Source organism: Testudinibacter crocodili (assembly GCF_006228025.1).
Classification (GTDB): domain Bacteria; phylum Pseudomonadota; class Gammaproteobacteria; order Enterobacterales; family Pasteurellaceae; genus Chelonobacter.
The window spans coordinates 1-20,911 of sequence record NZ_VDHF01000080.1 but is presented as its reverse complement, the minus strand read 5'-3'; the positions used below and the strand labels follow the sequence as shown (position 1 = coordinate 20,911).

Below are 20,911 nucleotides of genomic sequence, written 5' to 3'. Positions count from 1 at the left end.
ACATATGACGCTATTTATCATCAATAAAATGCTAAGGACCTTAAATTAGTATAGTATTCTGCTAGAAAACATTTAAAAATTGATTAAATCTGCCAAATTAAGCAAGGATTGATATTTTATTTTTAATAAAATCATATAAGTAGCATTTTATGCTTGTTGAAAAGCGAAAGTAGATCGATTTTTAGATAAAAATCTCATAACAATGATTGACAAAGTGCGGTTGGCAAGTAAGAATAACCCCACGCTATACTTTGAACTGTTTTGGATATGAAGATGAATTTCCCGTTTGCTACTTTATCTCTCCTTCTCTTGCTCGCAAACTGATTGTGCGGCTTGACTGTGGAAGATGATTGGCAAATGACAGTTAACAAGATTTTAAACCCGCACAACGTTGCGGGTTTTTTGCATTTATAAACCGCACTTTGGGCAATATCAACATAAGGAAAATGTGATGAATGATAATGTGATTATTTTTGATACCACCTTGCGTGATGGCGAGCAGGCATTGAGTGCCAGTTTAACGGTGAAAGAGAAATTGCAAATTGCCTTGGCATTAGAGCGTTTGGGGGTAGACGTGATGGAAGTGGGCTTCCCGGTTTCGTCTTCCGGCGATTTTGAATCGGTACGCACCATCGGACAGCATATTAAAAACTCGGTGGTGTGCGGGCTGTCACGGGCAGTGGACAAAGACATTGATGCGGTGTACGAAGCCTTGAAAGACGCAGAACGTTTTCGCATTCATACCTTTATTGCCAGTTCCGCCTTGCATGTGGAAGCCAAACTGAAAAGTACTTTTGACGATGTGGTTGAGCGTGCGGTGAGAGCGGTGAAGCGAGCCAGAAATTATACTAACGATGTGGAATTTTCCTGCGAAGATGCAGGGCGTACCGGTATTGATAATATTTGCCGTATTGTGGAAGCCGCGATTAATGCTGGCGCGACCACGGTGAATATTCCAGATACCGTCGGTTTTTGCCTGCCGACTGAATATGGCAATATTATCCATCAGGTGATGAACCGAGTGCCGAATATCGATAAGGCGATTGTGTCGGTGCATTGTCATAATGATTTAGGCATGGCGACCGCTAACTCGTTGACGGCAGTGTTGAACGGGGCGCGTCAGATTGAATGTACCGTCAACGGCATCGGCGAACGTGCCGGCAATACCGCACTTGAAGAGGTGGTGATGGCGATCAAAACTCGGCAGGATATGTTCAAGGTGGATACCCGAATTAACACCCAAGAGATTCACCGGGTCAGCCAAATGGTCAGCCAGTTGTGCAATATGCCGATTCAGCCGAATAAAGCGATTGTCGGGAAAAATGCGTTTTCGCATTCGTCAGGTATCCACCAAGATGGCATGCTGAAAAATAAAAACACTTACGAAATTATGTCACCAGAATCGATCGGCTTGAAAAAAGAGAAATTGAACCTAACCGCGCGTTCAGGGCGTGCCGCAGTGAAAGGGCATATGGCGGATATGGGCTATGCAGAGAGCGATTATGATTTAGATAACTTGTACGATGCTTTTTTGAAATTGGCAGATAAAAAAGGGCAAGTATTCGATTATGATTTGGAAGCACTGGCATTTATCGATATGCAGCAAGGGGATGGCGATCGTTTGACCTTAGATAAAGTTTCCACGCATACAGCCAGTGATTTCCCGGCAACCTCTTTTGTGCAATTATTGTTGGATGGCGAGAAATTAAGCACAGTGTCCACCGGCGGTAATGGACCGGTTGATGCGACCTATAATGCTATCTTGGCATTAACGGGTTTGGATATTAACATGTCCCATTACAATATTGTGGCAAAAGGCGAAGGCGCAGAAGCGTTAGGGCAAGTGGATATTGTGGTTGAATATGAAGGACGTAAATTCCACGGTGTCGGTCTTGCGACGGACATTGTAGAATCTTCAGCCCTTGCCTTAATCCACGCCATTAACGCCATTTACCGCGCGCACAAAGTGGCGGATTTAAAAGCGAAAAAATAAGATTGAACCGATTCCTTCTCCCTTGATGGGAGAAGGTGCCCGCAGGGCGGATGAGGGTGAAATCAAGTAAATTTGTACTCCCCTCATCCTGATTTTAGCCTCTTAACGACGCTAAAATCTGTCCTTCTCCCACAAGGGGAGAAGGAATTACCGGGTACGACCTATGTACCGTCTTGCATCAAGAATAAGAGATGTTAACCGAAGTTTTGTACTGTTATGAGATTCATTTAATGAAAGAACGAATTAAGCACAATGCGTTATCATTACGTAAAAATATGACAGAAGAAGAAAAGAACTTATGGTTTCATTTGCGAGATAAACGTTTAGAGGGTTATAAATTTAGGCGACAAGTTCCTATTGAAAACTATATTGTGGATTTTGTTTGTTATCGTCATAAACTTATTATTGAATTAGACGGCTCGCAACACTTTGATGATAATGCGTTAGTATATGATGAAAAACGAACTCAACGATTAAATCAACTGGGATTTCATGTGGTTCGTTTTACCAACGATGAAATTAATTTTGATTTAGAAAATGTATTAACAACAATTTATTATGAATTATCAGGGGAAATATAACCCCTCATCCGCCCTTCGGGCACCTTCTCCCACAAGGGGAGAAGGGAAACGAAAAAAAATTAAAGACAAGGAATATATCATGCAATCATACAACGTAGCGGTATTAGCCGGTGACGGTATCGGTCCTGAAATTATGGCACAAGCGATCAAAGTGTTGGATGCGGTGCAGCAAAAATTTCAGTTTAAGTTGAACTACAACCATTTTGATGTCGGGGGCGCAGGAATTGATAATCACGGTAAAGCGTTACCTGAAGTGACTCTGCAAGGCTGTGAGGCGGCAGATGCGATTTTGTTTGGCTCGGTTGGCGGTCCAAAATGGGAAAGTCTGCCACCGGCGGAGCAGCCGGAACGTGGTGCGTTATTACCGTTGAGAAAACATTTCTCGTTGTTCTGCAACTTGCGCCCAGCGACGCTGTACCAAGGCTTGGAAAAATTTTGTCCGTTGCGTGCCGACATCGCCGCCACCGGGTTTGATATGGTCTGTGTGCGCGAGCTGACCGGCGGCATCTACTTCGGGCAACCGAAGGGGCGTGAAGGCGAGGGTGCAATGGAAAAAGCCTACGATACCGAAGTGTATCACCGTTATGAAATCGAACGGATTGCACGCATTGCGTTTGAAACCGCACTTAAGCGCAGCAAACATGTCACCTCAGTCGACAAAGCCAATGTGCTGACCAGCTCGGTGTTGTGGCGCGAAGTGGTGAACGAAGTGGCAAAAGATTACCCTGAAGTGCGGTTGGATCATATCTATATCGACAATGCCACTATGCAGATGATCAAACAGCCATCTTTCTTCGATGTGTTGCTGTGCTCGAATATTTTTGGTGATATCGTTTCTGACGAATGTGCGATGATCACCGGTTCGATGGGCATGTTGCCATCTGCCAGTCTGAACGAACAAGGCTTCGGTTTATACGAACCGGCAGGCGGTTCGGCACCGGATATTGCCGGCAAAAATATTGCCAACCCGATTGCACAAATTTTATCGGCGGCAATGATGTTACGTTACAGCTTCAACTTGGAAGTGGCGGCACAAGCGATTGAAAGTGCGGTCAAAACCGTGTTGGCGGAAGGACATCGCACCGCTGATTTAGCCGATAACAGCCAGCCGCTCTCCACCTCGGAGATGGGTGATTTGATTGCTGCGAAAATTTAGATTTTATTGTAAAAATAACGAATTTACGGATTAAAAAATGAAAAAGACATTATATGAAAAATTGTTCGATGCGCACGTCGTACACGAAGCAAAAGGCGAGACCCCGATTCTGTACATCAACCGCCATTTGATTCACGAAGTCACCAGTCCGCAAGCCTTTGACGGATTACGGGTGGCAAGCCGTCCAGTGCGGCAAGTGGGCAAGACTTTCGGCACCATGGACCACAGCATCTCCACCCAAGAACGTGATGTCAACAAACTGCAAGGACAGGCGCGGATTCAGGTGTTGGAGCTGGATAAAAACTGTAAAGCGACCGGTATTTCGCTGTTTGATATGAATAACAAAGAGCAAGGGATCGTGCATGTGATGGGCCCGGAACAGGGCCTGACCTTGCCGGGTATGACGATCGTTTGCGGCGACTCACACACTGCCACTCACGGCGCTTTCGGTGCATTGGCATTCGGCATCGGCACATCTGAAGTAGAGCATGTGTTAGCCACCCAAACGCTGAAACAAGCCCGTGCCAAAAGTATGAAAATTGAAGTGCGTGGTAAAGTTGGACCGGGTATTACCGCCAAAGACATCGTATTGGCGATTATCGGTAAAACTACGATGGCAGGCGGTACCGGGCATGTGGTTGAATTTTGCGGCGAAGCGATTCGGGATTTATCGATGGAAGGGCGGATGACCGTATGCAACATGGCGATTGAATTGGGCGCAAAAGCCGGTTTGGTTGCACCGGACGAAACCACATTTGCCTATTTAAAAGGTCGTCCACATGCGCCACAAGGCAAAGATTGGGATGATGCGGTGGCATATTGGAAAACCTTAAACACCGATGACGGTGCTGAATTTGATACGGTGGTGGTGCTGGAAGCCAAAGACATTGCTCCGCAAGTGACGTGGGGCACCAATCCGGGACAAGTAATCGGCATCGACCAACGGGTGCCGAATCCGGCGCAAATGAACGATCCGGTGGTGCGTGGCTCGGCAGAAAAAGCGTTGGAATATATCGGCTTAGAAGCCAATACTGATTTAACTGAAGTTAAAGTCGATCAAGTGTTTATCGGTTCTTGCACCAATTCGCGCATCGAAGATCTGCGCGCAGCGGCAGCGGTGATGAAAGGACGCAAAGTGGCAGATAACGTCAAACGGGTGCTGGTGGTGCCGGGCTCAGGCTTAGTCAAAGAGCAAGCGGAACAAGAGGGCTTGGATAAAATCTTTATCGAAGCCGGCGCAGAATGGCGTAATCCGGGCTGCTCAATGTGTTTGGGCATGAACGATGATCGTTTGGGTGAATGGGAACGTTGTGCTTCCACTAGCAACCGTAACTTTGAAGGTCGCCAAGGGCGCAATGGGCGTACCCATTTGGTCAGCCCGGCAATGGCTGCTGCTGCAGCGGTGTTCGGCAAATTTGTTGATATTCGTCAAGTTTCATTAAATTAAGGAGTTCAGCATGGCAGGTTTTAAACAACTTTCAGGTTTAGTCGTTCCACTGGATGCTGCCAATGTGGATACCGATGCGATTATTCCGAAACAATTTTTACAGGCGATTACTCGTGTCGGCTTTGGCAAACACCTGTTTCACGAATGGCGCTATCTTGATGTGGACGGTACTCAGCCAAACCCAGAATTTGTGCTGAATTATCCGCAATATCAAGGCGCAACCATTTTATTGGCACGCAAAAATTTGGGCTGTGGCTCGTCGCGTGAACACGCACCTTGGGCACTGGCGGATTACGGCTTTAAAGTGATGATCGCCCCAAGTTTTGCTGATATTTTCTATAACAACAGCCTCAACAACCATATGCTGCCAATCCGTTTAGGCGAAGAGGAAGTCGAAGAGATTTTCCAATGGGTGTGGGCAAACGAGGGCAAACCGATTGATGTCGATCTGGTAGCGAAAACCGTGACCGTCGGAGATAAAGTCTATCATTTTGATTTGGATGAATTCCGCCGTCATTGTTTGTTGGAAGGCTTGGATAACATCGGTTTGACGTTGCAGCACGAAGATAAAATTGCGCAGTATGAGCAAAATATTCCGGCGTTTTTGCGTTAGCTAGCGCTCAACTTTTGCGATAAAACCGCACTTTGCATTTCGGCATAAAGTGCGGTTTTGTGATCTTGCTGTTAGGTTAATCAGGTGTGCTCATCATCAAAATCAATTTCGCAATTGTTGACACAGGTGGAGATGCCTAACCATTTATAAATTAAGCAGTAACTCAGCAATCCGCTGATCGTTAGCAAAATCCCGATGTATCCCCACGGACCGATGACTTTGACCGCACTTAGCACACATAGGGTGATACCGAGTAGAATTCGAATAATGCGTTCGGGTGTTCCCAGATTTTTGCGTAATTTTTTAGGCATAGCCCCTCCATATAATGGTTTTAAACTAAAGTTGGAGCAAGGATCTACTACTTTTCAATTTTATTAATACCGATTTTTAACAACGATGTCAAATACCACTTTTGGATTATTCGAATCGGATCTCGCTTTCAAATCCTTTTGGAATAACATTTCTAAACTTAACTAAATAGTGGTGTAATTCTGCAATTCGAGTGACAATCGACAGCCCTAAGCCACTGCCTTTTTCATTTTGCCCGGCAGGGCGATAGAAACGTTGTCCCAGTTTAGACAATACTTCCTCGCTGACGCCTTCGCCATTGTCGGATACCGTCAGGTGATCGGAATAGAGTGAAACCGTCACTTTGCTGCCATTAGGGCAGTAATGAATTGCGTTGTCGATCAGGTTGCGTAACATCAGTGAGACCAACAACGGTTGACCTTGTTGCAACGGCGGTTGCCCATATTGCTGAAATTCTAGCATAATCTGCTTTTTAGCCGCAGAAAAATAGCGCTCGCCGATCAGTGACTCGATCAAATCCTGCCATTGAATCGGCTCCAAATTATCCAGCTCGACCACTGAATCCAAACGTGAAAGCGTGAGTAGTTGTTCGATTAATTGGCTGGCGCGGTCGATACCTTTGGTCAAATTGCTTAATGCTTGGTTGCGCATCGCCACATCGTTACCGGCAAGCTGTGCAATTTCAGTTTGCACCCGAAGTGCGGTCAGCGGACTGCGCAATTCGTGGGCGGCATCAGAAGTGAAGCGGCGTTCGCGCAATAGCATATTTGAAGTGCGGTCAAAGAAATGGTTTAAGCTGTCCACAATCGGCTGAATTTCTGTTGGTAGTGACGGTACCGTAATCGGGCTGTTGTCTTCGGGAGAGCGTCGGTTGAGTTTCCGTTGCAATCGTTTTACCGATGCCAGTTCACGAGTAACGACAAAAATAATCAGCGCCAATAGGATGGGTAGTCCTGCCAGCCAAACCCAGAGTTGGCTAAAAACAATGTCGGAAACCACCTCTTTACGATACTCAAATTCTTGTGCAACGGCGATCATTACCTCACCATTATTACCGGCAGGCAGCCAGAAAATCCGCCATAGATCGTCGTCAATTGTTTGCTTGGAAAAACCACGTGCCGGAGAGAAGGCGATTTCATCACCGTGTTCACCGTCGGACAGCAGTTTCTCGCCATCACGGGTGAAAATCGCAAAGGCTAATGCCTCATCATCTAATAGTTTTTTACGGATATGTTTGGCTGATTTCACGCTTTTATTGATTCGTCCACTGTTTTGCTGCACCAGCATTTGGCGTAAATTGGAGGAGGCAAGCCGTTCGGCAAATAAAATCTGTTGGGTGTCGAAAACCTTGTCGGTTTCGTCTTTGGCTTTCAGCCAAGCGATAATGGTGGCAACGCTCCACAGTAGCAGTGAAGCGAAAGAGAGGATGATAATCAGGCGTAATCGCAGACTACTAATTTTCATCCACGTTACCTAAAGTGTAGCCGACACCGTGTACTGTGCGGATAAAATGGTTACCCAGTTTTTTACGTAGATTGTGGATATGTACTTCCAGCGCATTGCTGCTGATTTCATCATCCCAACCGTGTAGTTTTTCTTCGATTAAAGCTCGTGGCAGCACTCGGTCTTTATTCGATAGAAACAGCGCCAACAGTTTAAATTCGCGCGTAGTCAGGTTGATCGGCTGCCCGTCAATTTTAACCATACGGCTATCCGGCTCAAAGCTCAGATTGCCGTGAGTCATTATCGGGTTGAGGTTACCGTTGCGGCGGCGAATCAGCGCCTCTAGCCGTGCTGCCACTTCGCTTAAGGCGAACGGTTTGCACAGATAGTCATCTGCGCCCTGTTTCAAGCCACTGACCCGTTGCTCCAAGCTATCACGCGCCGTCAAAATCAGCACCGGCACATCTTGGTTTTGCTTGCGCCACTGTTGCAAAATATCCATGCCGTCCATTTTCGGCAGAGTGAGATCCAGCACCACCGCATCATAGGGGGCAGAATCCAGTGCTTGAAAACCGGTTTTGCCGTCTTTAAACCAATCCACCGTATAATTAAAGGTGGTTAAACCAACTTTTAGGCCGTCACCGATCAGAGGATCGTCTTCAATGAGCAAGATTCGCATGATTATTTCCGTTAGCTTGAATGGGGAAAACCGCACTTGGTTAAAAGTGCGGTTGTGTTTGTGTGCTATGGTTGCTGTACGCTATCTATTGTACTTTGATAACACGGTAAATTTCTACTTCGGTTTTATTCCAAGATTTATCCACTTCACCAAACAATTTAACTTTGTCGTTTGGGGTGATTTCTTGCCCTGCCCAAGCACGACGCTCGATTTCTACTTCAATGCTGCCACTGTCATCTTTGAATAAATAATCGTCTTTGCCGACTTGTTTTTCAATGAAACCTTCCAAGACGATAGGTTGATCATCTTTGGCATTTTGCACCTCGGTGACTTTGATCGCTGCAGCTTGTTCATTATTAAAACCACCGCGTTGCGTTTTGCCGTCACGGTGTTTCCCGTCATGCTTTTGTGCGATTCGCTCACCACCAAAGGTCGGCTGTGTCGTTTCAGTGGCTTGGGTTGCCGCCAGTGCGGTTCCGCTGATGGCAACTAATAAGGCTGATACAAGGGCTAATTTTTTCATAATAGATACTCTCCGAGTTTAATTTTCATCAAATATTGGCAAAGTGCGGTTGCATGATGATCAATGCTGCTGCGCTTTGTTGAGGGTATTAAAGCAAAGAGTTCTTAAAAAAAACTTAACCGTTAAAATTTTTAAATATATTTTTCCAAAACCTGTTGGATGCCGTTGTGATCGTTATCGCTGGTCACCAGTTTGGTCTGTGATTTCACGTCTTCTTCCGCGTTGCCCATCGCCACGCCTAAACCGACCGCCGTTAGCATGCTGATATCGTTGTGATTGTCGCCGAAGGCGATCACCTGCTGCGGATCGATATTCCAGCTTTGCAGCAGATCCAACAAACGCCCGCCTTTGCTGTTGCCGTTGTTGGCAACATCGACCCGATCAATCCAAGACCATTCGCAGCTAAATTGGTCGCTCGGCAATTGCGCCACCGCACTTTCCATCAACGTGCGGTCAGGGTGGCTGATCACAAATTTCCAGATCGCTTCCCCGGCAGCCAGCGGCTCATAAAAACTGCTGAGTTGACGCAGATCCGGGCGCACAGCTTCCGGACAGCGTGCCACCCATTCGCTGAATTTGCGCATATGCGGATTGAACTCAGTGAAGGTCATTTGATTACGGGTGTACATCAGCAGATGAATGCCCAACTCCTCAGCTACTTTAATCACTTTGCGTGCTTGCTGCCAGCTGAACGGATTGGCAATCGGCGTGCTGTCGTTTTTCACGTCGTAGATATAGGTGCCGTTGCAACAGATAATCGGAGTATCCAGTTGCAGTTGGTGGTAATAAGGCTTCACCGCCGTGTGATGGCGACCAGTTACCAACACCACTTTCACCCCTTTCTCACGCACGGCATTGATGGCTTCGATGCTGCTCGGCAGAATTTCGCCTTGGCTGTTGAGTAAAGTGCCGTCTAAATCAAATGCTACTACACGATATTTCATGGTTTATCCTTTTAAAGCGGTAGGTTGAGATACGAAATTTTTATAATTCCTTCTCCCTTGATGGGAGAAGGTGCCCGAAGGGCGGATGAGGGTGAGATATCGGATCACAGCACTGCATCCTGCCCCCTCATCCTGATTTTTGCTTCTGAACGAAGCCAAAATCTGTCCTTCTCCCACAAGGGGCGAAGGAATTCTAACGACTACGTTCCAGCATTTTCACTAATTCAGTTGCCAACACATGGCTTCCTTCTCCCTTGATGGGAGAAGGTGCCCGAAGGGCGGATGAGGGTGAGATATCGGATCGCAGCACTGCATCCTGCCCCCTCATCCTGATTTTTGCTTCTGAACGAAGCCAAAATCTGTCCTTCTCCCACAAGGGGCGAAGGAGTTCTAACGACTACGTTCCAGCATTTTCACTAATTCAGTTGCCAGCACATGGCTTCCTTCTCCCTTGATGGGAGAAGGGGCCCGAAGGGCGGATGAGGGTGAGATATCGGATCGCAGCACTGCATCCTACCCCCTCATCCTGATTTTTGCTTCTGAACGAAGCCAAAATCTGTCCTTCTCCCACAAGGGGCGAAGGAATTCTAACGACTACGTTCCAGCATTTTCACTAATTGAGTTGCCAGCACATTATTTACTTCTCCCATCGAGGGAGAAGAGAAATATAACAAGGCTTACTTTATCCGTTGGCGCACCATTTCAAATAAGCACACTCCGGTGGCGACGGAAACGTTGAGCGAAGAGACGCTGCCCGCCATTGGAATGCTTATCAGTTGATCGCAATGTTCACGGGTCAGGCGGCGCATGCCTTCGCCTTCGGCGCCCATCACCAGCGCAATGGCGCCGTCCAGTTTAGCCTGATACAAGGTTTCTGTTGCTTCTCCAGCTGTGCCGATCACCCAGATATTATGCTGTTGCTGCAATTCACGCAAGGTTCTGGCAAGGTTAGTAACCCGAATCAACGGCACGCTTTCCGCAGCGCCACAGGCGACTTTGCGTGCGGTGGAAGTGAGTTGCGCCGATTTGTCTTTTGGCACAATCACCGCATCCACGCCTGCGGCATCGGCGGTACGCAAACAAGCGCCTAAATTGTGCGGATCGGTCACACCGTCCAGCACCAACAAAAACGGTGCCTGTTTGCTACTTAAAATCAGATCCAGATCGTTTTCATTCAGCTCTTTTGCTGGCTGCACCCGCGCAATAATGCCTTGATGCACTTCACCGTCGGCTTTTTTATCCAGCGTTGTTCGGTTCATCTGCTGAATGGCAATGCCTAAATTTTGTAGCTGATTTAGCAATGGCTGCAAGCGTTTATCTTCACGTCCTTTCAGCACGTAGACTTCGATAATTCGCTCCGGCGCCGTGTTTAAAAAAGAGGAAACCGCATGGATTCCGTAAATGTTTTCGCTCATATTTGGTATTTGTTATTCATTTATGGGGACGTTAAGATAGCATAAAAACCGCTTGCTCAGTAGCCAAAATGTTTAGCGTGAAACGCAAAGTGCGGTTCGATAAAGCTGGCGATAAAATAGTAGCTGTGATCATAGCCGGGACGTAGATTAAATTCAACGCTGAAGCCGTGTTCGACCGCACTTTGCACGAATTTTTGTGGTTGCAGTTGTTCAGGATAGAAACTATCGGCGTCGCCTTGATCGATTAAGATCGGCAGTTTACGTTTGGCGTGCGCCAATTGCTGCAAACTGTCATATTGTGTCCAACTGTTGCGATCGTCGCCTAAATAAGTACCAAAAGCCTTGATGCCCCACGGAATTTTGCTGGGATTGACGATCGGCGCAAAGGCGGAAATCGAGCTAAACCGCTCGCTGTTTCTCAAACCGATCATTAGTGCGCCGTGTCCGCCCATCGAATGGCCGAAAATTGCCGCTTGTCCATTGAGCGGAAAGTGTTTTGCCAACAGTGACGGCAATTCATCGACGATATAGTCGTACATTCGGTAGTGCGCAGCCCAAGGTTGTTGGGTGGCATTCAGGTAAAATCCGGCGCCTTGCCCCAGATCGTAGCTGTCAGCATCAGCCACCATTTCGCCACGCGGACTGGTGTCGGGCATCACCAGCGCAAAACCGTATTGCGCTGCCAAGCGTTGTGCGCCGGCTTTGGTGGAAAAATTTTCATCGTTGCAGGTTAAACCGGACAGCCAATACAGCAATGGCACTTTTTGCTGCTCGGCTTGCGGTGGCAGATAGACGGCAAAAGTCATCTCAGATTGGGTGGCAGAAGAGAAATGGCGATAGCGCTGGTGCTGACCGCCAAACATTTTATTGCTGCTGATCAGTGTCAATGTTGTCATAAGATCCTCATATAGAAACAGTAAAGTGCGGTCTGACCGCACTTTGAGGTTAAGGAATTAATAGTGAATCACGCTGCGAATCGATTTGCCCTCGTGCATCAAGTCAAAGGCAGTGTTGATCTGCTCCAGCGGCATGGTGTGGGTGATAAAATCGCTGAGGGCAAATTCGCCGTCCAGATATTGCTGAATGATTTTTGGCAACTGGGTGCGGCCTTTCACGCCACCGAATGCCGAACCTCGCCACACCCGTCCGGTCACCAATTGGAATGGACGGGTACGAATTTCCGCCCCAGCAGGCGCCACACCGATAATCACCGATTCGCCCCAACCTTTGTGACAGCACTCTAGCGCCGCTCGCATAACATCAACATTGCCGATGCACTCAAATGAATAATCCACGCCGCCGTCGGTCATCTCGACAATTACTTCTTGAATCGGTTTGTCAAAATCTTTTGGATTGATACAGTCGGTTGCGCCCAATTTTTTTGCCATGTCAAATTTTTCTGGGTTGACATCGATCCCGATAATCCGACTAGCGCCAATCATACGCGCGCCGATAATCGCCGCCAAGCCGATACCGCCCAAGCCGAAAATCGCAATGCTGTCACCACTCTTGGCTTTGGCGGTGTTGATCACTGCGCCCATGCCGGTGGTGACGCCGCAACCGAGCAGGCAGATCTCCTCTAATGGAGCTTCCTTCTGAACTTTGGCTAGTGATACTTCGGCGACCACCGTGTATTCGGAAAAGGTTGAACAGCCCATATAGTGATAAATCGGCTGTCCGTCTTTGAAGAAACGTACCGTGCCGTCCGGCATCAAGCCTTTGCCCTGGGTTTCACGCACGGAGGAACAGAGATTGGTTTTGCCGGATAGGCAGAATTTGCATTTGCCACATTCGGCGGTGTAGAGCGGAATCACATGATCGCCCACCGCCACGCTGGTAACGCCTTCGCCGACCGCTTCGACGATGCCGGCGCCCTCATGCCCCAACACACAAGGGAAAACCCCTTCGGAGTCTTTGCCGGACAGGGTGTAAGCATCGGTATGACACACGCCGGTGGCGGCGATCCGTACCAATACTTCGCCTTTTTGCGGCGGCATCAAATCCAATTGTTCGATTTTCAACGGCTCATTCGGCGCCCAAGCAACAGCAGCTCGTGTTTTGATAAAATCAGTCATCGGCGTTCTCCTTGTTATGGTATCGGGTTAATGGAATATTTATTTACGTTTTCTACTTTTACTGAATGCCCCGCTTTTACTGCGTGGCGCTTTCTTCTTCTCGGCACGTTTCGGATCGGCTTTACCGCCTCTGCCGTCACGCAGCCGTTTTTCCAAACTTTCGGCGTAACGCACATTTTTCTTCAGCCGATCTTTGGCGGTTTTGCCTTCCCGTTGCGGCTTGCGTTCACTGGCGATCAACACAAAATCGATCTGTTTTTGTTCCAGACTGACCGCAGCGACTTTGATCCGCACTTTGTCACCGATACGGTAATACATACCGCTGTTCTCACCGATTAAACGCTGACCGGCGCTGTCGAACTGGTAATAATCGTTGTCGAGGGTGGAGATGTGCACCAAACCGTCAATAAAGAAATCGTTCAGGCGCACGAACAGCCCGAAACCGGTGACTGTGGAGATAATGCCGTCAAACTCTTCGCCGACATGATCTTGCATATATTCGCATTTCAGCCAATCGGCCACTTCAAGGGTGGCGTCGTCGGCACGGCGTTCGGTGGTGGAGCAGTGATCGCCGAGCAGATCGATGTCGTCCAGCAGATAATGGAAGCCGCCGCCGTTGGTCGAGCGCTTGTTGCTGCCTTGCTCTTTGGCAATCAGGTATTTAATCGCACGGTGTAGGCTTAAATCCGGGTAACGTCGAATCGGTGAGGTGAAATGGGCGTAGTTGTCCAATGCCAAACCAAAATGCCCGATATTGTCGGCGGAATAGACCGCTTGACTGAGTGAACGCAGCAGCATGGTTTGGATCAGCTCGTTATCGGGGCGTGCTTTCACTTGGGTCATCAATTCGGCGTAATCCGCCGGGGTTGGTTTCAACCCGCCGCCTAGGGTTAAACCGCACTCGTTGAGAAAACTACGGAATGCCATCAGTTTTTCCTCGCTTGGACTGGCGTGAATGCGGAACAGCGCCGGTTCTTGTGCTTTTTCCACAAACGTCGCCGCTGCAATATTGGCCTGGATCATGCACTCTTCGATGATTTTGTGGGCATCGTTGCGCACCACCGGTTCAATCCGTTCGATGCGTCCTTGTGGATTGAAAATAAATTGAGTTTCGATGGTTTCAAAATCAATCGCACCACGTTTTTTGCGCGCCTCGTTCAACACTTTAAACAGATTGTATAGCTCTTCTAAGTGTGGTACCAGCAAGGCGTAGCGTTGGCGCAGTTCTTCGTCGCCCTCTAAAATCCGCCACACTTTGGTGTAGGTCAAACGGGCGTGCGAGTTCATCACCGCTTCGTAGAACTTATAGCCGGTCATCTTGCCTTTTTTGGAAATATCCATTTCGCAGACCATGCATAACCGATCCACTTGCGGATTAAGCGAACACAGCCCGTTCGACAACACCTCCGGCAACATTGGCACCACTCGGTTCGGGAAATAGACCGAATTGCCACGGTTGCGGGCTTCAGCATCAAGTGCGGTTTTCAGCCGCACATAATAACTGACATCAGCAATTGCCACCCACAGTTTCCAGCCGCTGTCGCCGTTTTTGCGGGCATACACCGCATCGTCAAAATCGCGTGCATCTTCACCGTCAATCGTGACCAACGGTAGATCGCGCAGATTCACCCGCCCTTGTTTGGCTTCTTCGGTCACCTCTTCTTTGAGGCTAGAAACCTGCTTCAATACATTTTCTGGGAAAATATGCGGAATGTCGTGGTTGCGCAAGGCGATTTCCACTTCCATGCCCGGCGCCATATTGTCGCCCAGAATCTCGGTGATAATCCCGACCGGATTGTGGTTGCGGGTGCGTGGTTGCAGCTCGACTACCACCACTTGCCCCATGCGTGCACCCAGACGGTGTTCGTTCGGAATCAGAATATCGTGGCTGATGCGGCTGTCGTCCGGCACCACAAAGGCAATGCCGGATTCCATAAAAAAGCGCCCGACAATCTGTTTCTTACGGCTCTCCAAAATCCGCACGATCCGCACTTCTTGCCGCCCGCGGCGATCAAAGCCGTTCGGCTGCGCCAGCACATAATCGCCGTGCATCACCCGCTGCATTTGTCCGTTGGGAATAAACCAGTCGTCCTCTTTTTTGCCGCCGACCGAGCCTTCCACCTGCAAAAAACCGTAGCCGTCACGGTGTCCGATTACCGTACCTTTCAGCAACGACAATTTTTCCGGCAGGGCATAACATTGGCGTTTGGTAAACACCAATTGCCCATCGTTTTCCATCGCCCGCAAGCGACGGCGCATGCCTTCAACCTGCTCTTCGTCGCTAATCTTAAGTGCGGTCAGAATCGCCTGCCGACTCATCGGCGCATTGTGTTCACGAATAGTTTGTAAAATAAATTCACGGCTTGGAACCGGATTGTCATACTTCTCCGCTTCCGCCTGATAATTGGGATCTTTTGACATAATTTCTCCTTTTTATATTGCGTTTTTCTCGCTGTTTTTTGTTATGAATAAATGAAAACGTTGATCAGTTTGACATTCTGTGCGGTGGAAAGCAAGGGTAGCTAGCGATTAAATAGCGTGTAATGACAACTTTGACTGTTGGTGTTAATTCACTGGTTTTTGTAGTTTTGATGTATCTGGACTGCTTTATAATAAACAGGCTGCAATACGGCTTGTAGCCATAATAGCAACGGTTGATGTTTGTTTGTTATTTGAGCTATAGCCGCTTTTTCGCCACTACTTTTTGCTAATATAAGGCAAAAGTCGTCATAGTCCTGGGGATTGTGTTTAAAATGAGCACAATCGTCATTGTAATTCTCATCAATAGACGTTAATTAAACACTTCACTTTTTGACTAGATTAGGGCATATTCGCTCATTTCAACGAGTGTTAAACCAGAGAGGATAACATGTCTTTTGTCGAGCGGATTTTCCATGCCGCCCTGTTTGAAGTTTTGGCAGTGATATTTTCAGTTATCGGCTTGACGTTGCTGACCGATCATTCGGTGAGTGCGCTGTCGGCGACGGTTATTGTGATTTCGCTGATGGCGATGGTGTGGAATTTTGTGTTTAACTGGGGCTTTGACCGGGTTTTTCGTGGCGAAAGGGTATTACGCGGCTTCAAAGTGCGGTGCTTGCACGCGCTGTTATTTGAAGGCGGTTTATTGCTGTTCACCATCCCAGTGGTGGCATATTTGCTGAATATCAGCTTTTACCAAGCGTTTATCATGGATCTGGGCATCACCGTCTTTATTTTGCTTTATACGGTGTTGTACAACTGGGTTTATGACCATGTGCGGGTGTGGATTATTAGGCGTAGAGCTTAGTCAAATACAGGTAAGATTCGGGAAACTAACGGTTTCCCGATTTTTATGGTCAATAGCCACTTATTCCTTCGCTAACAAAAATACGCCTCTGGAAGAAAAATGCACGTAGGCGCTTTGTTGTCCGGCATTGAAGTCTTCCGGATTAAGGTTGATCAGCAGGGATTGTCCGTGCCAATCGGCGACGATTTCCCAGTGGTTGCCCATGTAAACCGCACTTTTGATATCGCAACGCTGGCTCTCTTCACCGCTGCTGAGCAGTGAAATGGCTTCAGGGCGGATGCCGACCAAGCATTCGCCGTCTGCCAAATCAAATTGAGCTCGGTTTGCCAGTTCAAAGCGATACTGATTAACCGTTACGTTTTGTCCCTGTAATATGCCCGGCAGAATATTGGATTCGCCCATAAAATTGGCTAAAAACAGCGAATTAGGGTGCAGATACAGCTCTTTGGCAGCGGCTTTTTGCATAATATGCCCTTTGTGCATTACGATCACTTCGTCGGAGACTGCAAAGGCTTCCGATTGATCGTGGGTGACATACAGCGAGGTGATACCCAGACGTTGTTGTAATTCACGGATTTTTTCGCGCATACTGCGTCGTAAGTTGGCGTCCAAATTACTCAGCGGCTCATCGAACAGCAATACTTTCGGTTTCAGCACCAATGCACGTGCCAGTGCCACCCGTTGCTGTTGTCCGCCGGAGATTTGATCGACGAAGCGCTCTTCAAATCCCGCCAGATCGACCAGTTCCAGCGCCTCTTTCACCCGCTGTTTCTGTTCCGCTTTGCTCACGCCTTGCATTTTAAGCCCGTAACCGACGTTATCGCCAATCGACATATGCGGAAACAACGCATACGATTGGAAAACGATACAAATATCGCGGTTTTGGATCGAGGATTTGGTGACATCTTCACCGTCAATAAAAATTTGTCCTGAAGTTGGATTTTCTAAACCTGCTACCAAACGTAAAACGGTCGTTTTGCCGCAGCCAGAAGGACCGAGCAATGTCACCATAGTGCCACGTTTGATGGTCAAATTTAAGTTATCGATCACCACTGATTTGCCGAAAGACTTGGTGATATTTTTTAATACTAAGAACTCTTGATCTTGATTATCCATATTATTTTCTCTTAATTTTATAGCCCGATATTATTGCATTTTTTTCGCTTTCGAACGGGAAATTCGGGTATCGCCCACGATCCAGTCAAACAGTAAAATAATCGCCATCATCACCACAATCAGCACCGAGCCGTAGGCAATCGCTACCCCGTATTCGCCGTCCTCGACCCGGTTTAAGATGTACGCCGTGGCGACCCGGGTGTCGGCAGTGACCAAAAAGATGATAGCGCTGACGGTGGTCATTGCCCGCACAAAACTGGTGACCAATGCCGATAGCAGCGCCGGTTTGAGCAGCGGAAAGACAATAAACAGAATGGTTTTTAACGAGCCGGCTTTCAACGACAGCGAGGCTTCGTCCAAGGATTTGTCCAGCTGCCCTAAACCGGCGATTGCGGCACGCATACCAATCGGCAGATCGCGCATCACCATCGAAATGATAATGATGATACCGGTGCCGGTGATATACAACGGCGCATTGTTAAACGCCAGAATATAAGAGACCCCGGCCACCGTTCCCGGCACGGCAAAACACAGCATGGTCAAAAACTCGAGGGTTTTCTTGCCTTGGAAATCTTTGCGCACCACGATGTAAGCGATCAGCAAACCGAAAAGTGCGGTCAGCGGGGCGGCAATGCCGGCGTAGATAAGGGTGTTGATCAGCGATGGCCAAGCGCCTTCACTAAACCCTTGTCCGAACATCATGATGTAGTTGTTGAAGGTGAAGCTGTAGTCCACACCCCAGTTGACAGTGAAGCTGCCGTAGAAAATACTGCCGTACAGTGCAATATTAAACAGCACCCAGCCTGCCAGCATCACAATAATCACATTGCGCAGCATCGGCGGCAGTTCTTGCACGTCGCCCCGGTAGGATTTGCCCGACACGGTGACATAAGAGCGGTTGCCGATCCAGATATACTGAATGATAAAGATCGCCAGCGAGAAAATCAGTAAGATTGAGCCTAGCGTACTGGCCGAAGCGTAATCCAACTGTGAGCCGGCGATATAAAAATAGATCTGGGTGGCGATCACATCAAAACTGCCGCCCAACACCAATGGGTTACTGAAGTCTGCCAACGATTGGATAAACACGATTAAAAAAGAGTTGGCCAGTGCCGGACGCAGCAACGGAAAAATGATGTTATAAAAGGTTTGATAACGGTTGGCACGCAGCGTATAAGAGGCTTCTTCAATCGACGGGTGAATCGATTTCAGCGCCCCGTCCAAAATCATAAAAGAGATCGGGGTGAATGCCAGAATTTGGGCAATCGCAATCCCATTGAAACCATACAGCCAGTTGTGGTTGGTGAATCCTAAGTAGGTATCTAAAAACTCAGTGACATAGCCGGAACGCCCCAACATCAGGGTTACGCCCAGACCGACCACAAACGGCGGCGTCACAATCGGTAAAATCGAGAAGATTTTGCCGATGAAGGCGGTTTTGCGCGCGATTCGGGTGGTGTAAAGCGCAAAAGCCAAGCCGAATACGGTGGACAGAATGCCGACAAAAGCTGACAGAAACAGCGAATTGCCGATAACACGGATAATATAAGATTGTCCGAGAATCCTGACCACTTGTTCAGGAGCAAAAACATCGCCGTCGTAGAACATTGAAATAAAAATCGCAATGGTCGGATAGACGATAAAAAAGAAAATCAGCAATACAATGCTGATTAAGGAGGCGATAATAAATTGATCGCCTTGCATCACTTTCAGCTTGGCTAAATACAGAGTGGCAAGTGCGGTCAGGGAGATCATCAAGATAATCGTGGAATAGCCCAGACTGACGCGGAAAAACATGGCGCTTAGCAGCACAAAAAGTGCGGTCGCCGCGACCAGCATTAAGCCGATTTTTTGTCGTTGCCCTGCCGGGAGCGTGAGTTTTTGAATGCCCCAAATCGCAATCAGCGGCAAGAACCACAGCCAACTCAAATTGACGGAAGACCAGCCCATGGCGGTGAGAATCTCGTCGCTGGTCGAATCAAAAAGTCCGTAATCCAGTGCTTTGGACGGCAGCAGCAAAAAGGCGGCAAAGGCTAAAAGAATCCAAAAGGATGCGGTTTGTAGTATTGGCGGTCTGGCGGAATGCATAAAACCTCGCAGAAACGAAAAGGGAATACGCCTGTTTCCAGTGCGGTATTCCCGTACTATTAAAATTTATTGAGCCAGTTTGACGTCGTTAACCCATTTGGTGATCAACCGTTTTCTTTCGTCGGCAGAACCGTATTTTTCAAAATCATAGTTAATCAACACCAGCTTGTTCGGATCAAACGCACTGGCAGACTGCTCGGCAGTGGTGTTGGTCAGTGTTTGGTAAGATTCGCCTTTTTTCCAAGAGAGCTCTTGCCCTTCTTTCGACAGTGCCCAGTCAACAAACAGCTTGGCGTTATCCAAGTTGCGTGCGCCTTTGATAATACTGACGCCGCCCAGTTCATAGCCGGTGCCTTCGCAAGGCACAATCAGCTCAACCGGCGCACCTTTCTCTTTTGCCAAGGCGTAGTCATGCAAGAAACCGATGCCGATAGTGGCTTCACCGCGCGCAGTATTTTGCGATGGCGTAACCCCGGATTTGGTGTATTGCGAGATATTGCCGTGTAGCTGTTTAAAGTAGTCAAAGGCTTTGTCTTCACCCCACAACTGCACAAACGTGGCAATGGCAGTATACGCCGTGCCGGAACTTTGCGGGTCGGCGATTTGAACCTCGCCTTTTAAGCGTGGGTCGGTTAAATCGGACCAGCATTTTGGTACTTCATTGATGCCCAATTTTTTCAAGCGTTCGGTATTCACGCCATAACCCAAAATCCCCATATAAATCGCTGAGGTGTAATTGCCTTTCACTTTGGCAGGATCACGGAATTTTTCGACAATTTGTGCGAGGTTAGGCGAGGCATAAGCTTCCAACAGCCCTAATTCGCCGGCTTGCGATTGCGGATCCAAGGTGCCGCCGTACCAAACATCGGCTTGCGGATTGCCTTTTTCGGCTTCGATTTTAGCGAAAGTGCTGCCGGAGCCATTACGAATAAAAGATGTTTTGACATCATATTTTTCACCAAAGGCTTTTGTTTCGGCTTCACATAAGGCATTCGTGCCACTGCAATAAATGACCAAACGTCCGGCAGCATTTGCGCCACCGCTTAACAGGGCTGTGCTGAGCAGAGCGGCTGAAACGGTAGCAGCCAGTGTATTGAATTTCATGGTTATTTCCTTTTTTCAAATGAAAATAAAAGTGGTTGATTTTGTACTATAAACAACATTTAATCTGTTAAATTATTCTATACAAATAAAAAAGAAAATTATGTGATCGAACTCGCAAATACTTAGGGTCTGTTGATCT

Annotated in this window: 18 protein-coding genes; 6 read left to right on the top strand and 12 right to left on the bottom strand. The window is 47.9% G+C overall.

The genetic code is table 11. From position 1 onward, the window contains the following. Positions 1–451: 451 nt before the first annotated feature. The 5 genes from leuA to leuD all read left to right on the top strand — a co-directional run bounded on the left by leuA (position 452) and on the right by leuD (position 5,790). Positions 452–1,993, top strand: coding sequence for a 2-isopropylmalate synthase (leuA, locus tag FHQ23_RS09115; RefSeq protein WP_139614054.1), 1,542 nt, complete (start codon positions 452–454; stop codon positions 1,991–1,993). Between the two features lie 191 nt (positions 1,994–2,184). Beyond that, positions 2,185–2,574, top strand: coding sequence for an endonuclease domain-containing protein (locus FHQ23_RS09110; RefSeq protein ID WP_326480813.1), 390 nt, complete (start codon positions 2,185–2,187; stop codon positions 2,572–2,574). Between the two features lie 79 nt (positions 2,575–2,653). Continuing rightward, positions 2,654–3,730: a 3-isopropylmalate dehydrogenase gene (gene leuB / locus FHQ23_RS09105; RefSeq protein WP_139614053.1), complete on the top strand. Its 1,077-nt coding sequence runs from the start codon at positions 2,654–2,656 to the stop codon at positions 3,728–3,730. 37 nt (positions 3,731–3,767) lie between these two features. After that, positions 3,768–5,177, top strand: a complete 1,410-nt coding sequence (gene leuC, locus FHQ23_RS09100; protein WP_139614052.1) for a 3-isopropylmalate dehydratase large subunit — start codon at positions 3,768–3,770, stop codon at positions 5,175–5,177. Positions 5,178–5,187: 10 nt separating this feature from the next. Continuing rightward, positions 5,188–5,790: a 3-isopropylmalate dehydratase small subunit gene (gene leuD / locus FHQ23_RS09095; protein WP_139614051.1), complete on the top strand. Its 603-nt coding sequence runs from the start codon at positions 5,188–5,190 to the stop codon at positions 5,788–5,790. A gap of 80 nt (positions 5,791–5,870) precedes the next feature. On the opposite strand, the gene FHQ23_RS09090 is transcribed toward leuD, so the two are convergent. The 9 genes from FHQ23_RS09090 to rnr all read right to left on the bottom strand — a co-directional run bounded on the left by FHQ23_RS09090 (position 5,871) and on the right by rnr (position 15,599). Continuing rightward, a complete protein-coding gene (locus FHQ23_RS09090) occupies positions 5,871–6,101 on the bottom strand; it encodes a YgaP family membrane protein (RefSeq protein WP_139614050.1) in 231 nt (76 codons plus the stop codon). A gap of 106 nt (positions 6,102–6,207) precedes the next feature. Beyond that, positions 6,208–7,563 (bottom strand): quorum sensing histidine kinase QseC, encoded by a 1,356-nt coding sequence (gene qseC, locus FHQ23_RS09085; RefSeq protein ID WP_139614049.1) that lies wholly within the window; start codon positions 7,561–7,563, stop codon positions 6,208–6,210. Continuing rightward, a complete protein-coding gene (locus FHQ23_RS09080) occupies positions 7,553–8,221 on the bottom strand; it encodes a response regulator (RefSeq protein ID WP_139614048.1) in 669 nt (222 codons plus the stop codon). The genes qseC and FHQ23_RS09080 overlap by 11 nt, the downstream gene beginning before the upstream one ends. Before the next feature lie 85 nt (positions 8,222–8,306). Beyond that, complete coding sequence (locus FHQ23_RS09075; RefSeq protein WP_139614047.1) at positions 8,307–8,744, bottom strand: YgiW/YdeI family stress tolerance OB fold protein; 438 nt, start codon at positions 8,742–8,744, stop codon at positions 8,307–8,309. Positions 8,745–8,875: 131 nt separating this feature from the next. Continuing rightward, positions 8,876–9,688, bottom strand: a complete 813-nt coding sequence (locus tag FHQ23_RS09070; protein WP_139614046.1) for a pyridoxal phosphatase — start codon at positions 9,686–9,688, stop codon at positions 8,876–8,878. A 677-nt stretch (positions 9,689–10,365) separates the two neighbouring features. After that, positions 10,366–11,103 (bottom strand): 23S rRNA (guanosine(2251)-2'-O)-methyltransferase RlmB, encoded by a 738-nt coding sequence (gene rlmB, locus FHQ23_RS09065; protein ID WP_139614045.1) that lies wholly within the window; start codon positions 11,101–11,103, stop codon positions 10,366–10,368. Between the two features lie 56 nt (positions 11,104–11,159). Beyond that, positions 11,160–11,999 carry an S-formylglutathione hydrolase gene (fghA, locus tag FHQ23_RS09060; RefSeq protein ID WP_139614044.1) on the bottom strand — a complete coding sequence of 280 codons (840 nt, stop codon included), beginning with the start codon at positions 11,997–11,999 and terminating at the stop codon, positions 11,160–11,162. Between the two features lie 57 nt (positions 12,000–12,056). Then, on the bottom strand, positions 12,057–13,178 hold the full coding sequence (locus tag FHQ23_RS09055) for an S-(hydroxymethyl)glutathione dehydrogenase/class III alcohol dehydrogenase (RefSeq protein WP_139614043.1): 1,122 nt from the start codon (positions 13,176–13,178) through the stop codon (positions 12,057–12,059). Between the two features lie 39 nt (positions 13,179–13,217). Beyond that, the gene (gene rnr / locus FHQ23_RS09050; protein ID WP_139614042.1) at positions 13,218–15,599 is read right to left on the bottom strand and encodes a ribonuclease R; all 2,382 of its coding nucleotides are present in this window, start codon (positions 15,597–15,599) and stop codon (positions 13,218–13,220) included. A 448-nt stretch (positions 15,600–16,047) separates the two neighbouring features. Between rnr and FHQ23_RS09045 the strand changes: the two genes are divergently transcribed. Then, positions 16,048–16,464: a PACE efflux transporter gene (locus tag FHQ23_RS09045; protein ID WP_139614041.1), complete on the top strand. Its 417-nt coding sequence runs from the start codon at positions 16,048–16,050 to the stop codon at positions 16,462–16,464. A gap of 60 nt (positions 16,465–16,524) precedes the next feature. Here FHQ23_RS09045 and fbpC read toward each other — a convergent pair whose 3' ends face one another. The 3 genes from fbpC to FHQ23_RS09030 all read right to left on the bottom strand — a co-directional run bounded on the left by fbpC (position 16,525) and on the right by FHQ23_RS09030 (position 20,772). Continuing rightward, on the bottom strand, positions 16,525–17,580 hold the full coding sequence (gene fbpC / locus FHQ23_RS09040) for a ferric ABC transporter ATP-binding protein (protein ID WP_139614040.1): 1,056 nt from the start codon (positions 17,578–17,580) through the stop codon (positions 16,525–16,527). A 30-nt stretch (positions 17,581–17,610) separates the two neighbouring features. Then, the gene (locus FHQ23_RS09035; RefSeq protein WP_139614039.1) at positions 17,611–19,668 is read right to left on the bottom strand and encodes an ABC transporter permease; all 2,058 of its coding nucleotides are present in this window, start codon (positions 19,666–19,668) and stop codon (positions 17,611–17,613) included. A gap of 66 nt (positions 19,669–19,734) precedes the next feature. Continuing rightward, a complete protein-coding gene (locus tag FHQ23_RS09030) occupies positions 19,735–20,772 on the bottom strand; it encodes an ABC transporter substrate-binding protein (protein WP_139614038.1) in 1,038 nt (345 codons plus the stop codon). Positions 20,773–20,911: the final 139 nt, after the last annotated feature.

Coding starts and splice junctions, on each gene's coding strand:
- rlmB (WP_139614045.1), bottom strand. CDS start 11,103: ATGAGCGAAAACATTTACGGAATCCATGCGGTTTCCTCTTTTTTAAAC.
- leuB (WP_139614053.1), top strand. CDS start 2,654: ATGCAATCATACAACGTAGCGGTATTAGCCGGTGACGGTATCGGTCCT.
- leuA (WP_139614054.1), top strand. CDS start 452: ATGAATGATAATGTGATTATTTTTGATACCACCTTGCGTGATGGCGAG.
- fbpC (WP_139614040.1), bottom strand. CDS start 17,580: ATGGATAATCAAGATCAAGAGTTCTTAGTATTAAAAAATATCACCAAG.
- qseC (WP_139614049.1), bottom strand. CDS start 7,563: ATGAAAATTAGTAGTCTGCGATTACGCCTGATTATCATCCTCTCTTTC.
- FHQ23_RS09055 (WP_139614043.1), bottom strand. CDS start 13,178: ATGACTGATTTTATCAAAACACGAGCTGCTGTTGCTTGGGCGCCGAAT.
- leuD (WP_139614051.1), top strand. CDS start 5,188: ATGGCAGGTTTTAAACAACTTTCAGGTTTAGTCGTTCCACTGGATGCT.
- FHQ23_RS09080 (WP_139614048.1), bottom strand. CDS start 8,221: ATGCGAATCTTGCTCATTGAAGACGATCCTCTGATCGGTGACGGCCTA.
- rnr (WP_139614042.1), bottom strand. CDS start 15,599: ATGTCAAAAGATCCCAATTATCAGGCGGAAGCGGAGAAGTATGACAAT.
- FHQ23_RS09110 (WP_326480813.1), top strand. CDS start 2,185: ATGTTAACCGAAGTTTTGTACTGTTATGAGATTCATTTAATGAAAGAA.
- FHQ23_RS09075 (WP_139614047.1), bottom strand. CDS start 8,744: ATGAAAAAATTAGCCCTTGTATCAGCCTTATTAGTTGCCATCAGCGGA.
- FHQ23_RS09090 (WP_139614050.1), bottom strand. CDS start 6,101: ATGCCTAAAAAATTACGCAAAAATCTGGGAACACCCGAACGCATTATT.
- fghA (WP_139614044.1), bottom strand. CDS start 11,999: ATGACAACATTGACACTGATCAGCAGCAATAAAATGTTTGGCGGTCAG.
- leuC (WP_139614052.1), top strand. CDS start 3,768: ATGAAAAAGACATTATATGAAAAATTGTTCGATGCGCACGTCGTACAC.
- FHQ23_RS09045 (WP_139614041.1), top strand. CDS start 16,048: ATGTCTTTTGTCGAGCGGATTTTCCATGCCGCCCTGTTTGAAGTTTTG.
- FHQ23_RS09035 (WP_139614039.1), bottom strand. CDS start 19,668: ATGCATTCCGCCAGACCGCCAATACTACAAACCGCATCCTTTTGGATT.
- FHQ23_RS09030 (WP_139614038.1), bottom strand. CDS start 20,772: ATGAAATTCAATACACTGGCTGCTACCGTTTCAGCCGCTCTGCTCAGC.
- FHQ23_RS09070 (WP_139614046.1), bottom strand. CDS start 9,688: ATGAAATATCGTGTAGTAGCATTTGATTTAGACGGCACTTTACTCAAC.